Source organism: Alteriqipengyuania sp. (genome assembly GCF_964222115.1).
Classification (GTDB): Bacteria; Pseudomonadota; Alphaproteobacteria; order Sphingomonadales; family Sphingomonadaceae; genus Alteriqipengyuania.
This window is the reverse complement of record NZ_CAXQBM010000072.1, coordinates 23612-40827: the sequence shown is the minus strand read 5'-3', so window position 1 is coordinate 40827 and position 17216 is coordinate 23612. Positions and strand designations below refer to the sequence as shown.

Sequence of the window (17216 nt, the reverse complement as noted above, 5' to 3'; positions counted from 1 at the left end):
AGGGGTAGGCCACCGGGCAGACCCACCTCTGCCCGATGCCTTAGTCGATTTCTCGATCAGTCGATCGCATCCTGTCCGGCTTCGCCGACGGACTCGATGTCGCGGCCAACGCCCTTAACGGTGGCGCAGGCGGTTGCGGTGATGCCAAGTGCAGCGACACCAATCGCGATTGCAATCTTGCGGATCATGGGTTGGTCCTCATACAGCAAAAGGGCCTCGCACCTTGGTGTGCGGTGGTCCCGATGGGAGGAGAAATGAGGCTAGGGGGCAAGCGGTTCCTCGGGCGGTCGCGCGCGCCGGGCCTTGCGGGCCAGATGGCCTTCGCGCACCACGATGATCGTGCCAGCCAGGATGATGATCGGCGCGCCCAGCCATGTGGTGGGGGCGGGCAGGTCGTCGAACACCTGCCAGCCATACAGCGTCGCCCACAGCAGCGCGGTGTAGTCCATCACGATAACGGTCGCGGCAGAGCCGAATCGCAGCGAGTTCGTCAGCAGCAATTGCGCGGCTGCTCCGCTCAGGCCGATGCCGCCCAGCAGCAGCCACGCGTCCGTGGAATGTGCATGGCCGACAAAAGGCAGCGCCAGTGCCGCGACCGGGGTGGTCAGCAGGCAGAACCAGAACACGATGCTGGTTGAGCCCTCGGTCTTGTTGAGATCCTGGATCTGGATCGAGATCAGCGCGACCATGAAAGCCGCCGCCAGCCCAACCGCGAGGCCCAGCGGGTCGATGGGCGATCCGCCCGGCTGCGTGACGATCAGGATACCCACGAAGCCGATGGCCACCGCGCTCCAGCGGTAGCGACCGATCTTTTCCTTCAGCAGCAGCATGGAAAGGATCACCGCCCAGATCGGCGCGGTGAAATTGAGCGTGGTCGCCTCCGCCAGTGGCAGCAGGATCACCGCGCCATAGACCAGCGCCATGCCGATGATTCCGAATACGCTGCGCACCACGTGGGCGCCGAACCGGACGGGCTTGAGCGCGCCGAGGCCGACCGTGGCCGCAGCAAAGCCGATCATAACGATAAGCGTGACCGCCTGCCGCCAGAAGATCATCTCGAACAGATGGACGCCCTGTTCCCCTGCCAGCTTGACCAGCATGGAAAGGGTGGTGAGCGCGAGCGCCGCCAATAGCCGTAGGCCGATGGCCAGCAGGGGACGGGACTGGGCGACACCGGATTCCATGCCGCTGCTGGTAGAGAAACGGAGCGCATGCGCAAGCCGAACGCGCAGGCGCATTGCCTTATCGCGTGCGCGCCACCACTTGGCCCGGCATGGACTGGTTGCACAACCTGATATTCCTGAGCGATGCGGGGCGGGTCGCACTGCTCGGCGCGGGCTTCATCCTGCTGGCACTGGTAGCGCTGGTGGCGGAGCGGGCGAGGGGCAAGCGCGCGCGGATCGACCGCGTGGGATGCATGCCGTGGTTCACGATCTTCCTCGCCGCTGCGGTTATCGGCGGCGGACTGATCGCAACGGGGCTACCCGCGATGCTGCAGGGCTGATGGTTAGAGGCAGGCTTCCAGATACGCCTGGTCGAAGCCGAACTGGCGGGCCTTTTCAAGCGTATACGGGCGCAGGCCGGAGCTGCGGAACTCGCCGATGATCTTGCCGTCCTCGCTCTCGTCCAGATATTCGAACTTGAACAATTCCTGCGTCACGATGACGTCGCCTTCCATCCCGATCACCTCGGTCACGTTGGTGGTGCGGCGGGACCCGTCGCGCAGGCGCTTCACCTGGACGATCAGGTCGACCGACTCCGCGATCTGGCGGCTGATGGCTTCCTTGGGGATCTTGATGTCGCCCATCAGGATCATGTTTTCCATACGGCCCAGCGCCTCGCGCGGGCTGTTGGCGTGGAGCGTACACATCGAACCGTCGTGGCCTGTGTTCATCGCGGCGAGGAGGTCGAACGCTTCGGCGCCACGAATTTCGCCCAGGATGATGCGATCGGGGCGCATACGCAGCGCGTTCTTCACGAGATCGCCAATGGTGATCGCACCCTGACCTTCGAGGTTGGGCGGGCGCGTTTCGAGCGGCAGCCAGTGCGGCTGCTGCAAGCGGAGTTCGGCGGCGTCTTCGATGGTCAGCACGCGCTCGCCCGGGTCGATCATCTTCGACAGGGCATTGAGCATCGTCGTCTTACCCGAGCCCGTACCGCCCGAGATGACCACGTTCATCCGGCACGCGCCAGCGATTTTCAGCGCGGTCGCCATCTTGTTGTCCATCGAACCCCAGTTGGCGAGGTTATCGATGGTGATGGGTTTCTCGGAGAATTTACGAATAGAGATCGCGGTGCCGCGCAGCGACAGCGGCGGGACGATCACGTTGACACGGGAGCCGTCCTTGAGGCGCGCGTCGGCCAGCGGCGTGGTCTGGTCGACGCGGCGGCCGACCTGGTTCACGATCCGCTGCGCGATCTGGAACAGGTGCTGTTCGTCGCGGAACTGGATCGGGGCGAGTGTCAGCTTGCCCTTCTTTTCGATGTAGGTCTGGTCCGGCCCGTTGACCATGATGTCGCTGACGTCCGGGTCCTGCAGCAGCTCTTCGAGCGGCCCGAACCCGAGCAGCTCGTCGATCAGCACCTTTTCCAGCGCGAACTGTTCGCGCCGGTTAAGCGTGATCTTTAGCTCCGCCAGCACTTCCATGATGATCGGGCGGAATTCTTCCGCCAGTTCATCCTTGCTCAGCGTGGATGCGGCTTCGGGATCGATCCGTTCGAGCAGGCGTGGCAGCACCTGCTCCTTGATCTTGTGGACGCTTGCCTCGAACCCGGCGACTTCTTCCTTCACATGGACTGCGTTCGACCGCTCGTTCAGACGGCTCATCGCGTCTGCATGGCGATTGGGTGCGGCAGGTGCCGGGCTGGCAGAAGGTGCCGGAGAAGCTGCAGGGTCTTGCGGTTTCCCGCCATCGTTCGGGATCGGCGGAAACTGCTCGCCGCCGTCGGAATCCTGCGGACGAGCGTTCGTGCCGCCCTTCATGGGCTTGGCGTTGCCGAATGCCGGACGGCTTCCGGGCGTCATGCCCCCGGGCCCGTTCCTGCGTCCGAAAGCGCTCATTCCTGTGTCCCCCAAAAGCCTGGTTCAAGGCGCGAATGGCCGTAGGAGTGCTGGCACAATGGCCAACACCGCCTTCTCGGAAATGGTGAATAGGATCGAAACCTTAGCAATTCGCTAAGCGGATCAAAGGACAAGGCAGGCAGGAGCACCGGCAGGGCCTGTCCACGATTTGCCCTGCATCAATGGCTGGAATGACGGTGCTGATCGCGTAAGGCCGGGCGCAATCGTACAATCGTAAAGCAAAGGATCATCTACCCGCCATGCAGCATGACGAACGAAGTGGCATCCTGCTGGCCGTGGCGGGCTTCAGTTCGCTTTCGGTGGGCGATGCCATCGTCAAGACCATGGCGGGTGAGTGGTCCCCGCTGGCAGTCGCCGCGCTGCGCTTCACGATTGGCGCGATCGGGCTGTCGCTGCTGCTGTGGCGTAGCGAGGGGCCGTCCGCCTTCCGGCCCAAGCGCGGCTGGCTGCAGGTTGCGCGCGGGTTCTGCCTTGCCGGCGCGACGCTGTGCTTCTTCTCGGCCATTTTTGTCATGCAGCTGGCAGAGGCGATGGCGCTGGCCTTCGTCTCTCCGATCTTCGTCGCGCTGCTCAGCGGGCCGCTGCTCAAGGAGAAGGTGCGCCCGGCGGTGTGGCTGCTCACGCCGCTCGCGCTGATCGGCGTGATGCTGGTCCTGCGACCCAATTTCGCCGAGCTGGGCTGGGTGGCGTGCCTGCCGGTGGCGAGCGCGTTCTTCTTTGCGCTGATGGTCATCTCTAACCGCGCCGCTGCGGGCGATGGCAGTGCCTTGTCGATGCAGGTGTTCATCGCCTGCCTCGCGACCCCCTTCCTGATCGCTGCGGCCACAGTCGGCCATTTCAGTGGTGCGCCAGCCTTGCAGGTCGGCATGCCCGACTGGAGCATCGTGCTGCGATGCACCCTAGTGGCGATCACTGCCAGCACGGCGCACTGGCTCGCCTTCCTGGGGACCACGCGTGCGGGCGCAGCGACCATCGCTCCGATGACATACGTGCAGATGCTGGTCGCAACCGCGCTCGGCTACCTGTTGTTCGGCGACGTGCCCGACCTGCCGACGCTCGGCGGGGCGACGATCATTATCGGGGCAGGCCTGTTCCTTTGGCTCACCACGCCGCGCGCGGCGAGGCCCAAAACGGTCGATGAAGAGCCGGTTGCCGAACGATGAGGCATTGACATGATATCGCGATGTGATATCAAGATATCAACATGACCCGTATCCTCGCAGACCTGCCAGATGACGACATCAAATGGCTCGACCGGCTAGCGGACGAGCAGGGCAAGTCGCGCGCCGCAATCCTGCGCGAAGCGGTCAGCGCTTATCGCGCACAGGACAAGGACTGGTTGGAGAAGGGCTTCGGCCTCTGGGCCCGTCACGGCGTGCAGGAGGATGGCCTCGCATTCCAGCACAGATTGCGCACCGAGTGGGATGGCCCAAGCGAAGGTGATCGCGAAGGGGGCGATGCGTGAGCGACATCTTCTTCGATACCAACATCGTGGTCGATGCCCTTGGCAACCGGCAAGAGGCCTATTCGGAGCTGCGGCGTGCCTCGCGTCCATGGATCAGCCGGATCACTTGGATCGAAGTCCTCGCCGGTGTGCCATCGACCGTTCGCGAGGAAACCGAAGCTTTCCTGTCCAATTTCGCCATCAGCGAGGTTTCGGCAGAGATCGCGCGGCGCGCTGCCGAACTAAGATATCACCGCAAGACCTTGCGCATACCCGACGCCATCGTATTTGCCTCCGCGCAGGAATATGGCGCGATCCTGGTCACCCGAAACACGAAGGATTTCCCGGCGGCGATGCCGGGTATCCGCGTCCCCTACAAATAGAGCCTAAGGAACCGAAGCAATGTGCGGCATTATCGGAATCGTGAGTGGCGAGCCTGTTGCGGACCGTCTGGTCGATGGTCTCAAACGCATGGAATATCGCGGCTATGACAGTGCCGGGATATGCACGCTCAACGAAGGATCGCTGATCCGCCGCCGCGCAGAGGGCAAGCTGGCCAACCTCGTGCAGGTGCTGGCGAGCGAACCCGCGCCCGGCAATGTCGGCATTGCGCATACACGGTGGGCTACGCATGGCGCGCCCACCGCCAATAATGCGCACCCGCATGCGACGGCTGCGCTCGCGCTGGTGCACAACGGAATAATCGAGAATTTTCGGTCGCTGCGAGAGGAATTGCTCGCCGACGGGCGCGTGCTGGAAAGCGAAACCGACAGCGAGGTCGTTGCGCACCTCGTCTCCCGCGAGATCGAACAGGGTGCTTCGCCCGAAGATGCAGTGCAGACCGTGCTGCCCCGCCTGCGCGGTGCCTTCGCGCTGGCCATCGCCTTCCGCGAGCATCCCGACCTGCTGATCGGCGCGCGGCTCGGTTCGCCGCTGGTGCTTGGCTATGGCGAGGGCGAGATGTTCCTGGGGTCGGATGCACTGGCGCTCGCTCCGCTGACGCAGCGCATCGCCTACCTTGAGGAAGGCGACTGGGTGGTCGTTACCCGCGATGGCGCCACCATCCATGACGACGAGGGCGAGCAGGTCACCCGCGAAATCGTGGCTTCCGGCGCCAGCGCCGCCGCGGTCGAGAAGGGCAATTATCGGCACTACATGCAGAAGGAGATCTTCGAGCAGCCTACAGTGGTTGCCCAGACGCTCTCCAGCTACGTCCGTCAGGCGGACGAGACGGTGGCGCTGCCGCAGATCGACTTCGACCTGTCCGCCATCCGCCGCATCACCATCGTCGCTTGCGGCACGTCCTACTATGCCGGTCTCGTCGGCAAGTACTGGATCGAACAGTTCGCGCGCGTGCCGGTCGACATCGATGTCGCGAGCGAGTTCCGCTATCGCGACCCGGTGCTCGAAGATGGCGGGCTCGCGCTGTTTATCTCGCAGAGCGGGGAGACCGCCGACACGCTCGCCGCGCTGCGCCACTGCAAGGCCAACGGGCAGACGATTGCGGCGGTGGTCAACGTGCCGACCAGCACGATGGCGCGCGAGGCGGACTTGCTCTTGCCGACCCACGCGGGCCCCGAAATCGGTGTCGCATCGACCAAGGCCTTTACCTGCCAGCTGGCCGTGCTCGCCGCGCTGGCGGCCAAGCTGGCGGTGGTGAAGGGCCACATGACCCGCGCCGACGAGCAGGAGGTTGTGCATCATCTGCTCGAAGCCCCGGCAAGCCTCAACGGCGCGCTCGACCATGACGACGACATCGCGGCGATGGCTCCGCTGATCGCGCCTGCGCGCGATGTACTGTACCTGGGGCGTGGGCCGGATTTCCCGATGGCGCTGGAAGGCGCGCTGAAGCTGAAGGAAATCAGCTATATCCACGCAGAAGGCTATGCCAGCGGAGAGATGAAGCACGGGCCCATCGCGCTGATCGACGAGCATGTGCCGGTGATCGTGATCGCGCCTTCGGGGCCGCTGTTCGAAAAGACCGTGTCCAACATGCAGGAGGTGCGCGCACGCGGCGGGAAGATCGTGCTGATCTCCGACCGCGAAGGGCTGGAAGAAGCGGGCGAGGGCTGCCTCGCGACGATCGAGATGCCGCGTGTCCACCCGCTCATCGCGCCGCTCGTCTACGCGGTCCCCGTCCAACTTCTTGCCTACCATGTCGCGGTGGTGAAGGGCACGGATGTCGACCAACCGCGCAACCTCGCGAAATCCGTTACGGTAGAATAGTTTAAAGTACTCTCACGGCGACGCTCACCCGTCACAGCCTTTACATCGAAATAACTTTTTCGGGTTAGGTGCAAGGGTTGTGACAAAGCCTGAAGTCTCGAAGACGCCGGAACTACCGGCGCGTCTCTCCTTGCCGGCGCTTCTTGGCTTGCGCGATATCGTCGGCTTCGATCGTGCCTTCATCCGCAGCCTGCAATACGACCAGCTGGCCGGACAGACCCGTTTGCGGACCTTGGCTCATGGCGTCGGCGGTGTGGTCGGCAGCGTATGCATGCAGCCCTTCGTGCCGCCCGTCTTCATCGCGATGTGGATCGCCCTGCTGGCAGGCGGGCTGCTCAATTTCGTGCGCCTCGAAAGCAAGATGCGCAATGCGCGGGAACGTTCCGTTACGACCAGCCAGGTCGCCAAGCACCTGTTCGGCACGGCATGGCTCGGAATTGCCTGGATGTGCGTCCCGCTGCTTCTGTCCGTGTTTGCCGATATCGAAGGGATGCTGCGCGGTTTCGCGCTTATCGCCGTCGTCGTTTCCGCCACCGCAGCGATCATGGCTGTGGTGCCGCTGCGAGCGATCGTATTCATCTCACCCGCATGCTTTGTCGCAACCATCGGCTTCGCTCTGGGCGGAGACACGGTAACCGCCTGCATCACCACGATCTTCTATCTCCTCAACGTGTTGAGTATCTTGCGCAGGGCAGAGACATTCCTGCGATCGAGCGTCGCGGAAATCTCCGTGGCGGAGAAGTCCGAGGTGGTTTCGATGCTGTTGCGCGAGTTCGAAGAGAACGAGGCGGACTGGCTGTGGCAGATCGATACGTCGCGCCGGATCCGGTCGGCATCGCCGCGCTTCGCCTACGCGCTGGGCCGCACACCGGGAGATCTGGATGGCGCGGCATTCCTGCAGATGATTGCCGGCGACGACTGGGACCGTGGCGACCTTCCTCGAAGCCTGAACGAACTGGCCGACAAGCTGCATCGGCGAGAGAGCTTTGCCAATCTCTTCATCGAGGTGCGGATCAATGGCCAGCGTCGCTGGTGGGAACTGTCCGGGACGCCGATCCTTGACGACAGAGGCCGGTTTTGCGGCTTCCGCGGAGTTGGCTCCGATGTGACCGAGCAGCGCAATTCCTCCGAAAAGATCGCCTATCTCGCCCGTTACGACACGCTGACGGGCCTGCCCAATCGCCTGTCGCTCAACGAAACGCTGCGTGAAGCAATGGAGCTGGCGCAGGCTGAAAGGCGACGCTGCGCATTCATCATGATCGACCTAGATCGGTTCAAGGCGGTCAATGACTCGCTCGGCCACCAGGTGGGCGACATGCTGTTGGAAGAGGTTTCGAAACGTCTCAGCGAAGTGGCCGGCGACAACGACGTATGCGGCCGCCTGGGTGGCGACGAATTCGGTATCGTCGTTCGTGATGCGCCGGACTATGCCGCTGTCGATGCGATTGCACGCAAGGCGATCGATCGGCTGTCACTACCTTACGAGGTCGATCGCCACACCCTGTTTGTGGGTGCCAGCGCGGGCTCCGCGCTCGCGCCGCGCGACGGCAAGACGGTCGAGGAACTGATGCGCAATGCCGATCTCGCGATGTACCGCGCGAAGGACGATGGGCGCGGAGTGCACTTTGCCTACGAACCCTCGCTCCACGCACATGCGGAGGAGCGCCGCCAGCTGGAATTCTCGTTGCGCAAGGCGCTGGAGAAGGACGAGCTGCTGCTCAATTTCCAGCCGGTAGTCGATGCCAATTCCGAAAATGTGGTCAGCTTCGAAGCGCTGGTTCGCTGGCAGAGCGCGGAGCATGGTTTTGTCAGTCCCGGCAAATTCATTCCGGTGGCAGAAGATACGCGCCTGATCGTGCCGATCGGCACCTGGGTGCTCAAGCGAGCGTGCCAGGAAGCGGTTGCGTGGCCCAAGCACGTCAAGGTCAACGTCAATGTCTCGCCCGAGCAGCTGGTGGAGCCCGATTTCGTCGATACGGTGGTCGATGCGCTCAACCGCAGCGGCCTCGCACCGCAGCGCCTGGAAATCGAGGTGACGGAGAGCATTTTCCTGAACGACGCGGAAGTCGCGCGGGTTGCGCTGGGCAGGGTCATGGCGCTCGGCTGCCAGGTCGCACTGGACGATTTCGGCACGGGCTATTCCTCACTCGGCTACCTGCGCAAGCTCCAGTTCTCGACCATCAAGGTCGATCGCAGCTTCGTACAGGGCGCCGCGCAGGGCAGCAGCGAAAGCCTGGCTATCGTGCGGGCCGTCGTTGCGATGGCGAAAAGCCTGGAGATGAAGACCACCGCAGAGGGCGTCGAGACCGACGAAGAAGCGAAGCTGGTGCGCAACATGGGCTGCGACCGGATCCAGGGTTTCTACTTCGGCCGTCCCATGACGAGCGAAGATGCGCGCGCCCTGTTCGATACGGACTATCGGGCGCTGCGGGCCTGATCGTCTACTGGAGGGCCCTTACCGCGGGGCGGGTGGTTTGACGCTCCGAAAAATTACGCCGCTTCGGCCAGCCCTTTCATCACCGCTTCGAAAAGTCGTCGCCCGTCGGTGCCGCCATGCGCCGCGTCCATCGCGCGCTCCGGGTGCGGCATCATGCCCAGCACATTTCCGCTTTCGTTGACGATTCCCGCGATATCGCGGCGCGAGCCATTGGTCGCGGCGAGGTAGCGGAAGACCACGCGGCCTTCGCCCTCCAACGCGTCCAGCGTCGCCTCGTCAGCAAAGAAATTGCCATCGTGGTGGGCCACGGGAATCGTGATCGTCTCGCCCGCATCGAAGCCGGACGTGAACAGCGTCTGCGTGTTTTCGACCTTCAGCGCGACATCGCGGCACACGAAGCGCTGGCCTGCATTGCGCATCAGGGCGCCGGGCAGCAGGCCGGATTCGGCCAGCACCTGGAATCCGTTGCACACGCCCAGCACAGGCACGCCGCGTTGCGCCGCGGCCTTAACTTCGCGCATGATCGGGCTGTTCGCGGCCATCGCGCCCGAGCGCAGGTAGTCGCCGTAAGAGAAGCCGCCAGGCAGCGCGATGAAATCGAGCCCGTCTGGCAGTGCGGTGTCGCGGTGCCAGACCTGCGCCGGGGCGGTGCCGAATACCTCCTGCAGCGCGACCTGCATATCGCGGTCGCAGTTCGATCCGGGGAAGGTGATGACCGCGCTTTTCATGGCTCAGCCCGCATCCTCGATCCGGTAATTCTCAATCACCATGTTGGCGAGCAGCTTTTCGCACATCTCGCCGATCTTCTCGTCCGAAACATCGTCGGCCAGATCGAGCTCGATCAGCCGCCCGATCCGCACATCGTTCACGCCTGCAAAGCCCAGCCCGTCGAGCGCGTGGTGCACCGCGCGCCCCTGCGGGTCGAGCACACCGGGCTTGAGGGTCACGAAAATGCGCTTTTTCATCCTGAAGAATAGCCCCGCGTTAGGTTTGGACCAGAGGCTTGCGCCTATAGCCTGTGGCAGCGTGAGTGCAACGTGGGCACGGGGAAAAGTCGGCTAACCGGCAAGGCACGGCGGCGAAGCGCCCAGCCATACCGGATCGCTCGCCAAGGGCACATTGCCGGTTTTGCCCGCTGGGAGCAGTTTGTCATCTTCGACGTATTTGACACGCACAACCACCCTGGTGCCATCCGTCTCCGTCAAGGGGCGGTGATAGATGATCGCCTTCTCGTTGTCGAAATCATCTATTCGTTTGTTGTCGGCCGCAGCCTCATCGGGCGAAATTTCCAGTCGTTCGGTGCGAAAGCCGCGCACCATCGAGATCGATTTGTCCCGCTTCTCGTATCGGCGCGTGTAGGTTTCTCCGAACATCGATTGGGAGAACTGGCTGTTGAAAGCCCACTCTGCAGATCGAGTATCGGCGGGGTAGGTCACGGTGGTGACGTGGCAGCTATAGCCCGGTTCAGAATAATACGGCGCCGACCCATCCTGGCTGGACGGTCGCGAACGGCGCGATGGCGGCGAAAACCCCCCACCGGGCAGCGCAAGCGAGTAACTCGCTGCGTAATCTTCATCCCAGTCCACCGGCCCCGTCCCGGAGACGGTCATGATCATGGCAGAGGTCGGCTCGTCGAAACGCCAGGTTGCGCTTTCGACCTCGTCCATCGCGCCATTCGAGGCGTAGCCGTTTGAAATATCCGCTTCGAATTGCGATCGAGGCACCGAGGAGAAAACCGAATAGAGCTGCAATGCCTCGATCCCGCGCGTCACGTTGGTGATTGTCAATCGCCCCGGTTCCTCGAACCCGGCGCTGGCGTCGATGTCGTACAAGGTCATCTTCCTGGGCAGGCTGTCAGCTTCCCAAGGCAGGGTCTCCAGCCCCACGCCCTGTTCCCGATAGGGGAGCACGCGGCGGAATTCACCGCGTGGTTTGCGAGACGGCGTGGCGACCGATGGCAAGGTCCCGTCGAGCCAATAGGTTTCTCCGTCGATGGTCGCGCGCACCAGCACGTGGTCGAACAGCAGCGGGCTTGGCAGGCGCTGTTCAAGTCCGTCGTCGGCGCCTTGCGTCAGGTTGACCATCACGGCTTCGGCCGGGACGCCCAGCTCGCTCAGCAGCGCCAGCAGCAGAGCCGTCTTTCCCTTGCAGTCGCCATAGCGGCGCTGCCAGGTTTCCTCTGCACTCGCGGGCGACAATTTGCCCGCGTTGAGGCCAACAAAAACATAGCGGACCTGATCCTGCACCAGTTTAAGCGCGGCCTTTGCGCGGCCCATTTGCGTGGGATAGGCGGCAGCAATCCGCGCGGTCTCTTCGCGCAGCGGCGAGTCTGCGGGCAGCGCGGCAGCTTCTGTATAGAGCGCGGCGAACTTGCTCGACAGTTCGGCCCACGAGGCGAAGTCGGAATATTCGACCATTCGCCCCCAGGCGTAGCGGGGCGGGGCATCCTTGGGCGGTCGCAGCCTTTCGGGATTGTCGGCCTCTATGGTGATCGCGCTGTCGCCGCGTAGAACCATTTCGGAGAACGCCGGCGCGACTTTCGTGCGCGGCTCTTCACCCTCGGCCCACGAGAGTTGCAGTTTGAACCGTCCGGGCGGTGTTTGGTCCAAAAGCATCAGCAGGCCGTAGCTGTCGTCGACAAAGGTCCGGGGCTGCCCTGCGGTCGTCACCTCGTATTCGAGCTCGTCGCCCACGCGCAGATCGGGGATGGTGTAGACCGCCGTCAGTACACCGGTGATCATCGATTGTTCGAGCATGTCCTCGCGTCGCAGCACGTCGAACTCGGCCTGCTGGGTGAGGTCGATCACCTGCCCGTCGCGATAGATCTTCAACGTGTGCAATATGGGCTTGCTCGTGCCCGGATCCCAACTGAGGGTAATATTGCCAAGCTGCAGCGCGGCCGGGTTGAGCAATTTCATCCGCGAGCCGACATAGGTTTTCTCGATCCCATCCTCCAGCCGGACCAGATAGTCCTGCCGCCGCACGAAAACCGTTCCGGTCGCGTCCTCGGGCACTTCGAATAGCGCCGACGGCGCGACCCAGCTTTCGCGTGGGGCACGCTCGATCCCATCGTCCTGCGCATGAGCCGGTGCCATGATGGCGAGCGCAACCGCAGCCACCGCAGTGCGTGAGTAATACATCTGGCTTCCCCCTCTAGACCCGCCATCCGTAACGCGAATGGCGGGCAGGACAAAGAGAAACTGCCAGAATTCCGAAGCTTGGCGCTACTTCTTCTTGGGCACGCCGCGCATGCGGCCGCGATGGGCGGAAAGATCGAACACCTCGCCCGGCGTGTTGTCGTCGTTCTGCAGCACGCCCAGGCGCCGCGCGACTTCCTGGTAGGCTTCTTCCTCGCCGCCCAGATCGCGCCGGAAGCGATCCTTGTCCAGCTTCTCGCCCGAGTTCATGTCCCATAACCGGCAGCCATCGGGGCTGATCTCGTCGGCCAGGATCACGCGCGAATAATCGCCATCCCACAGTCGCCCGAATTCCAGCTTGAAATCGACCAGCCGAATGTCGACCGCAGCGAACATCCCGGCGATGAAATCGTTGATGCGGATCGCCATCGCCGCCATGTCCTGCATCTCTTCCTGGCTGGCCCAGTTGAAGCAGGCAATGTGCTCTTCCGCGATCAGCGGATCGCCCAGCGCATCGTCCTTGTAATAATATTCGATCAGCGTGTGCGGCAGCGGCTCGCCTTCTTCGAGGCCCAGCCGCTTGCACAGCGATCCCGCCGCGACATTGCGCACCACGACTTCCAGCGGGATGATCTCCACCTGCCGGATCAGCTGCTCGCGCATGTTCAGGCGGCGGATGAAGTGCGTGGGAATGCCGATATTGCCCAGCCGGGTGAACACATACTCGCTGATGCGGTTGTTGATCACGCCCTTGCCGTTGATCGTGCCCTTCTTCTCCGCATTGAAGGCGGTCGCATCATCCTTGAAATACTGGATCAGCGTGCCCGGTTCGGGGCCTTCATAGAGGATCTTGGCCTTGCCCTCGTAGATCTGGCGGCGACGCGACATGGGCTGGGATGTCCTTACAGCGTGGATGACTAAACAGCAGCGCCCCGACGTCTCGCGGGGAGAGGCCGGGGCGAGCGTTCGCCAATAGCGGCAAAGCGCGTGGAGGGCAATTGCGGTTGGCCCGCAGTGTCCGCTACCGCGCGGCGCATGAGCGATATCGTGATCGAACGCCTGCGTGGGCCCGCGCTGGATAGCGCACTGGACGACCTTGCGCGGCTGCGGATCGCGGTATTTGCGGAATATCCCTACCTCTACGAGGGTTCGCTGGATTACGAGCGCGAGTACCTGCGCGAATTCGCTGCCGAGCCGGGATCGGTGCTGATCGCAGCGCAAGACGGGGATCGCATCGCCGGCGCGGCAACCGCCTCGCCAATGGCAGGCCAGAAAGCTGCATTTCGTGCGCCGCTGGAGGCTGCGGGTTATCCGGCGAAGGATGTATTCTATTTCGGCGAGAGCGTGCTGCTGCCCGAATACCGCGGGCGGGGCATTGGCCATGCCTTCTTCGATGGGCGCGAGGCCGCGGCGCGAGAGGCCGGGGCGAAATGGGCGTGCTTCTGCGCGGTCGTCCGGCCTCGGGATCATCCCGCCCGGCCCGCCGACCATCGCCCACTCGATGCCTTCTGGCGTGCGCGCGGCTATGCGCCGATGCCGGGTGTCACCACGAATTTCGGGTGGGCGGAGCATGGTGGGTCAGGAGACATCGACCACATCATGCAGTTCTGGATGGGCGTGCTATAGCTCGCCAAGGTGCACTAGATCGCCGCTGTCCTACAGGCCCGCAATCGCGCTAGTCGTGCCGCATGGCTTCCAGCGCTGTCCTGTCTCTGCCGCTCTCGAACAGTGCCGAGCAGGCAGGCCGGTTTTTCCCCTTAAGACACTGTGTCAGGTGTGTCAGACGTTCCTGTCGGTCGCGCGTCCGAAGCGCAAAAACGGTATCCACTTTTGCTGGACGCGCTCCGGGCACGAGACTTGCGGAGCGCGTCGCAACAGGATGCGCGTCAGCCGTGCAGCTTGGCTGCCGTTTCGGCCACGCGCTTGCCGAGGTAACGTGCACCATCCAGTTCCACCTCGCTCGGCTGGCGACTTCCGTCGCCGCCTGCGATCGTGGTGGCGCCATAGGGCGCGCCCCCCTTGACCTCGTCCACGCCCATCTGGTCCTGAAAGCCGTAGTCCAGTCCCACGATGGTGCAGCCCATGTGCAGCAGATTGGTGAGGATCGAGAGCAGCGTGGTCTCCTGCCCGCCATGCTGGCTGGCGGTGGAGGTGAAGGCCGCGCCGACCTTGCCCACCAGTGCCCCCTTCATCCACAACCCGCCGGTCGTATCCCAGAAGGCCGCCATCTGGCTGGTCATCCGGCCATAACGGGTGGGGCTTCCGACCACGATGCCGTCATACTCGGCCAGTTCGTCCGGCCCATCGATTTCCTGGTGCCCCGGCATACCGGTGAACCCGGCGTTCTTGGCAACCTCTGCCGGCGCGGTTTCGGGCACGTGACGGATCACCGCCTCGGCGCCGCCTTCGCGAATACCTTCGGCAACGGCTTCGGCCATGCTCGAGGTCTGGCCGTAGGACGAGTAATAGAGGACGAGTATCTTGGTCATGCGCTTCCTTTCGCGAATTGTCCGGGTGTGAACCGTCAATGCGGAAGATGGGGCGCATGTTTCCCGGTGCACGATGGCTTTTCTTGGCCACTGCAAACGGAAATTGCTGTCAGTCCGGAAAAGGGCATCGCTGGAGCGGGGTCGTGGTGCCCAGGGGCGGAGTCGAACCACCGACACGACGATTTTCAGTCGTCTGCTCTACCACTGAGCTACCCGGGCGTCGCCACGACGGCGGACCAGCCATGCGGCAAGTGGTCCGGCGAGCGAATGAGTGCGGGCCTATGGCGAAGGTGCCAGCGCTTGGCAAGCCCTATCCGTGCGCTAGTCCTGTTCCCGCGCGATCTCATCCTCGCTGGCGGGTCGACCGGGCACCGAATAGCCATCGTTGAACCAGCGGTTGAGGTCCTTGTCGCGGCATCGCGCGGAGCAGAAGGGGGCGAACTCGTCGGTTGGCAACTTCGCGCGGCAGATCGGGCAGGGGCGGTTACTGGTGCTCATTGCGGTACGATCTGGGCCCAGTTGGCTTCCGCATCAAGGCGTGTGCTGTCGACGAGGCGTGCGGGCCGGCCCGTGCGTTTCTCCAGTTCGGTCATCCAGTGCGCCTGGATCATCGGCGCGACCCACCCGGTGCAATGCAGCTCTGTGATACCGGGCCCATCCAGGTGCTCTGCCTGCCGGAGCAATCGCCGCGCTATCGCCCCTTCGCGGTCCTGCACGATCAGGCCGAGTAGCGATGGCCGCCGGAGCCTTGCGACGATCTGGACAAAGCCGAAGCCGTTCATCGCAGTCCGCTCGTGCGGCCAGTCCGCAAGGGCATCGGCCAGCGCCGCGTCGATCCGCTTGCGGTGGGCCTTCTCGGCCAAGGTCGGGAAATCGATCCCGATATTCCCGCCTATGTCCATCCGCGCGAACATCCGGGCCAGCGGCTGCACCGCGGATGCGGCGAGCCGATCGGGTGCATCCTCGCCGTCGATATCGATCAGGAGCATGGCCGGGGTGGGGTATGGCAACAGCGAGCCGGAAGCGAACGCGACGCACTGCCCATCGGCTTCGCTCCACAGCTCGTCCCACTCCACCTCCGGGGGAAAGCGTCTTACGGCGCGCACCGACTCGCCTTCATCCTCCAGCTGTTCGGCAAGACCCGGCGCCTCGCGCAGCGGCAGGTCGCTGGGGCGGCATTGTGCGAGCTTGCGGCGGCCAGCCTCCCACACGCGTGAACGGGTGACCGCCAGCCGCATGGTCGCGCCTTCGCTGGCATTGTGAGGCAGCTTGTCGACATGGGCGCGCTCGCCATTGGAGAACAGGCCGATACCGCGCGGGGTGCCGGCATGACGGATCGTCAGCCGCGCATTCTCGACCTGGCCTGCCACCAGTCCGCCGGGCCAATGGAGCCGTGCAGCTACGATGGTCGACCCCTCCAGGCGAACGGCGCGTTCCTCGCCGATTCCCTGTTCGACCAGCCACTCAGCCAAGGGCGATTCCCGCCGCCTTTAGCAGAGCGCGCGTTTCGAACAGGGGCAGGCCGACCACGCCCGAATGGCTGCCCGAAAGGAAGTCGATCAACCCGGCTGCGCGGCCCTGGATCGCATACCCGCCCGCCTTGCCGATTCCCTCGCCACCGGCAGCGTAGTGTGCAATCTCGTCCCCCGAGAGCCGCTTGAAGCGGACCTGCGAGGTGGTGCAGCGGATGCGCTGCGTGCCGTCTGCGTCGATTACGCAGATGGCGGAATGGACGCGATGGCGACGGCCCGAGAGCAGGCGCAGGAATGCCGCCACGTCATCTTCGGAAGATGCCTGCGGGAGAATGCGCCGCCCCAGCGCGACGGTGGTATCTCCGGCAAGGATCACCTCGCCATCCTGTCGGGCCACCGCGAGTGCCTTCTCGCTCGCCATGCGTTGTGCATAGGGGAGGGGCAATTCGCCCTTGCGCGGTTCCTCGTCGATATCGGGCGAGCGGATATCGTCCGGCGTCACACCGATCTGCGCCAGCAGGTCGCGTCGCCGTGGGCTGGAACTGGCAAGGACGAGGCGTGGTGTCATCACGCCTGCTATCAGCTTGAGGGTGCGCCCTGCGGGCCGGGGCCGCCACGGCCCGGCATGAAGCGGTACGTGATCCGGCCCTTGGTCAGGTCGTACGGGGTCAGTTCGACCAGCACTTCGTCACCCGTCAGCACCCGGATGCGGTTCTTGCGCATCTTGCCTGCGGTGTGGCCCAGGATCTCGTGGCCGTTCTCAAGCTCTACCCGGAACATCGCGTTGGGCAGCAGCTCGACAACCCGACCGCGCATTTCGAGGAGCTCTTCTTTAGCCATGAATTGATCGTGTCCTTATGCAGTTCGTCGAATTTCCCGGCGATTTAGCGATCATGGGTCGAAAAGGGAAGTGCGCGTCAGCAACGGGA

At 63.8% G+C, this 17216-nt stretch carries 19 protein-coding genes and 1 tRNA gene; 7 read left to right on the top strand and 13 right to left on the bottom strand.

Annotated features, from left to right (window positions below; translation table 11 throughout):
* Positions 1-56 precede the first annotated feature (56 nt).
* Together ACEQXE_RS11325 and ACEQXE_RS11320 are read right to left on the bottom strand one after the other, a co-directional pair.
* Entirely contained in the window at positions 57-188 is a 132-nt protein-coding gene (locus ACEQXE_RS11325) for an entericidin A/B family lipoprotein (protein ID WP_370179404.1), read from the bottom strand.
* A gap of 72 nt (positions 189-260) precedes the next feature.
* Positions 261-1184, bottom strand: a complete 924-nt coding sequence (locus tag ACEQXE_RS11320; RefSeq protein ID WP_370183862.1) for a DMT family transporter — start codon at positions 1182-1184, stop codon at positions 261-263.
* A gap of 89 nt (positions 1185-1273) precedes the next feature.
* Between ACEQXE_RS11320 and ACEQXE_RS11315 the strand changes: the two genes are divergently transcribed.
* Positions 1274-1504 (top strand): hypothetical protein, encoded by a 231-nt coding sequence (locus ACEQXE_RS11315; protein ID WP_370183859.1) that lies wholly within the window; start codon positions 1274-1276, stop codon positions 1502-1504.
* 3 nt (positions 1505-1507) lie between these two features.
* Here ACEQXE_RS11315 and ACEQXE_RS11310 read toward each other — a convergent pair whose 3' ends face one another.
* Positions 1508-3061, bottom strand: coding sequence for a CpaF family protein (locus tag ACEQXE_RS11310; RefSeq protein WP_370179400.1), 1554 nt, complete (start codon positions 3059-3061; stop codon positions 1508-1510).
* Positions 3062-3321: 260 nt separating this feature from the next.
* Here ACEQXE_RS11310 and ACEQXE_RS11305 point away from each other — a divergent pair, with 260 nt between their 5' ends.
* The 5 genes from ACEQXE_RS11305 to ACEQXE_RS11285 all read left to right on the top strand — a co-directional run bounded on the left by ACEQXE_RS11305 (position 3322) and on the right by ACEQXE_RS11285 (position 9189).
* Positions 3322-4245, top strand: a complete 924-nt coding sequence (locus ACEQXE_RS11305; RefSeq protein ID WP_370179399.1) for a DMT family transporter — start codon at positions 3322-3324, stop codon at positions 4243-4245.
* Positions 4246-4286: 41 nt separating this feature from the next.
* Complete coding sequence (locus ACEQXE_RS11300; RefSeq protein WP_370179397.1) at positions 4287-4547, top strand: ribbon-helix-helix domain-containing protein; 261 nt, start codon at positions 4287-4289, stop codon at positions 4545-4547.
* The gene (locus ACEQXE_RS11295; RefSeq protein WP_370179396.1) at positions 4544-4909 is read left to right on the top strand and encodes a type II toxin-antitoxin system VapC family toxin; all 366 of its coding nucleotides are present in this window, start codon (positions 4544-4546) and stop codon (positions 4907-4909) included. The genes ACEQXE_RS11300 and ACEQXE_RS11295 overlap by 4 nt, the downstream gene beginning before the upstream one ends.
* Positions 4910-4928: 19 nt before the next feature.
* Complete coding sequence (gene glmS, locus ACEQXE_RS11290; protein ID WP_370179394.1) at positions 4929-6752, top strand: glutamine--fructose-6-phosphate transaminase (isomerizing); 1824 nt, start codon at positions 4929-4931, stop codon at positions 6750-6752.
* 79 nt (positions 6753-6831) lie between these two features.
* A complete protein-coding gene (locus tag ACEQXE_RS11285) occupies positions 6832-9189 on the top strand; it encodes a putative bifunctional diguanylate cyclase/phosphodiesterase (protein ID WP_370183854.1) in 2358 nt (785 codons plus the stop codon).
* Positions 9190-9242: 53 nt separating this feature from the next.
* On the opposite strand, the gene purQ is transcribed toward ACEQXE_RS11285, so the two are convergent.
* The 4 genes from purQ to purC all read right to left on the bottom strand — a co-directional run bounded on the left by purQ (position 9243) and on the right by purC (position 13214).
* Entirely contained in the window at positions 9243-9917 is a 675-nt protein-coding gene (gene purQ / locus ACEQXE_RS11280; RefSeq protein ID WP_370179391.1) for a phosphoribosylformylglycinamidine synthase subunit PurQ, read from the bottom strand.
* 3 nt (positions 9918-9920) lie between these two features.
* A complete protein-coding gene (purS, locus tag ACEQXE_RS11275) occupies positions 9921-10154 on the bottom strand; it encodes a phosphoribosylformylglycinamidine synthase subunit PurS (protein ID WP_370179389.1) in 234 nt (77 codons plus the stop codon).
* 93 nt (positions 10155-10247) lie between these two features.
* A complete protein-coding gene (locus ACEQXE_RS11270; protein ID WP_370179388.1) occupies positions 10248-12329 on the bottom strand; it encodes a DUF3857 domain-containing protein in 2082 nt (693 codons plus the stop codon).
* 84 nt (positions 12330-12413) lie between these two features.
* Entirely contained in the window at positions 12414-13214 is an 801-nt protein-coding gene (purC, locus tag ACEQXE_RS11265; protein ID WP_370179387.1) for a phosphoribosylaminoimidazolesuccinocarboxamide synthase, read from the bottom strand.
* Positions 13215-13361: 147 nt separating this feature from the next.
* Between purC and ACEQXE_RS11260 the strand changes: the two genes are divergently transcribed.
* Positions 13362-13952: a GNAT family N-acetyltransferase gene (locus ACEQXE_RS11260; protein WP_370179385.1), complete on the top strand. Its 591-nt coding sequence runs from the start codon at positions 13362-13364 to the stop codon at positions 13950-13952.
* 260 nt (positions 13953-14212) lie between these two features.
* Here the strand turns inward: ACEQXE_RS11260 and wrbA are convergent, their stop codons facing one another.
* The 6 genes from wrbA to infA form a co-directional block, all read right to left on the bottom strand.
* Entirely contained in the window at positions 14213-14815 is a 603-nt protein-coding gene (gene wrbA / locus ACEQXE_RS11255) for an NAD(P)H:quinone oxidoreductase (protein ID WP_370179383.1), read from the bottom strand.
* Positions 14816-14959: 144 nt separating this feature from the next.
* A tRNA-Phe gene (locus ACEQXE_RS11250) sits at positions 14960-15034 on the bottom strand.
* Between the two features lie 102 nt (positions 15035-15136).
* The gene (gene yacG / locus ACEQXE_RS11245) at positions 15137-15313 is read right to left on the bottom strand and encodes a DNA gyrase inhibitor YacG (RefSeq protein ID WP_370179382.1); all 177 of its coding nucleotides are present in this window, start codon (positions 15311-15313) and stop codon (positions 15137-15139) included.
* Positions 15310-16287 carry a ribonuclease gene (locus ACEQXE_RS11240; RefSeq protein ID WP_370179380.1) on the bottom strand — a complete coding sequence of 326 codons (978 nt, stop codon included), beginning with the start codon at positions 16285-16287 and terminating at the stop codon, positions 15310-15312. The genes yacG and ACEQXE_RS11240 overlap by 4 nt, the downstream gene beginning before the upstream one ends.
* A complete protein-coding gene (locus ACEQXE_RS11235) occupies positions 16280-16855 on the bottom strand; it encodes a nucleoside triphosphate pyrophosphatase (protein ID WP_370179378.1) in 576 nt (191 codons plus the stop codon). Before ACEQXE_RS11235 ends, ACEQXE_RS11240 begins: the two co-directional genes overlap by 8 nt.
* An 11-nt stretch (positions 16856-16866) precedes the next feature.
* Positions 16867-17127, bottom strand: coding sequence for a translation initiation factor IF-1 (gene infA, locus ACEQXE_RS11230; RefSeq protein ID WP_370179377.1), 261 nt, complete (start codon positions 17125-17127; stop codon positions 16867-16869).
* Between the last annotated feature and the right edge of the window lie 89 nt (positions 17128-17216).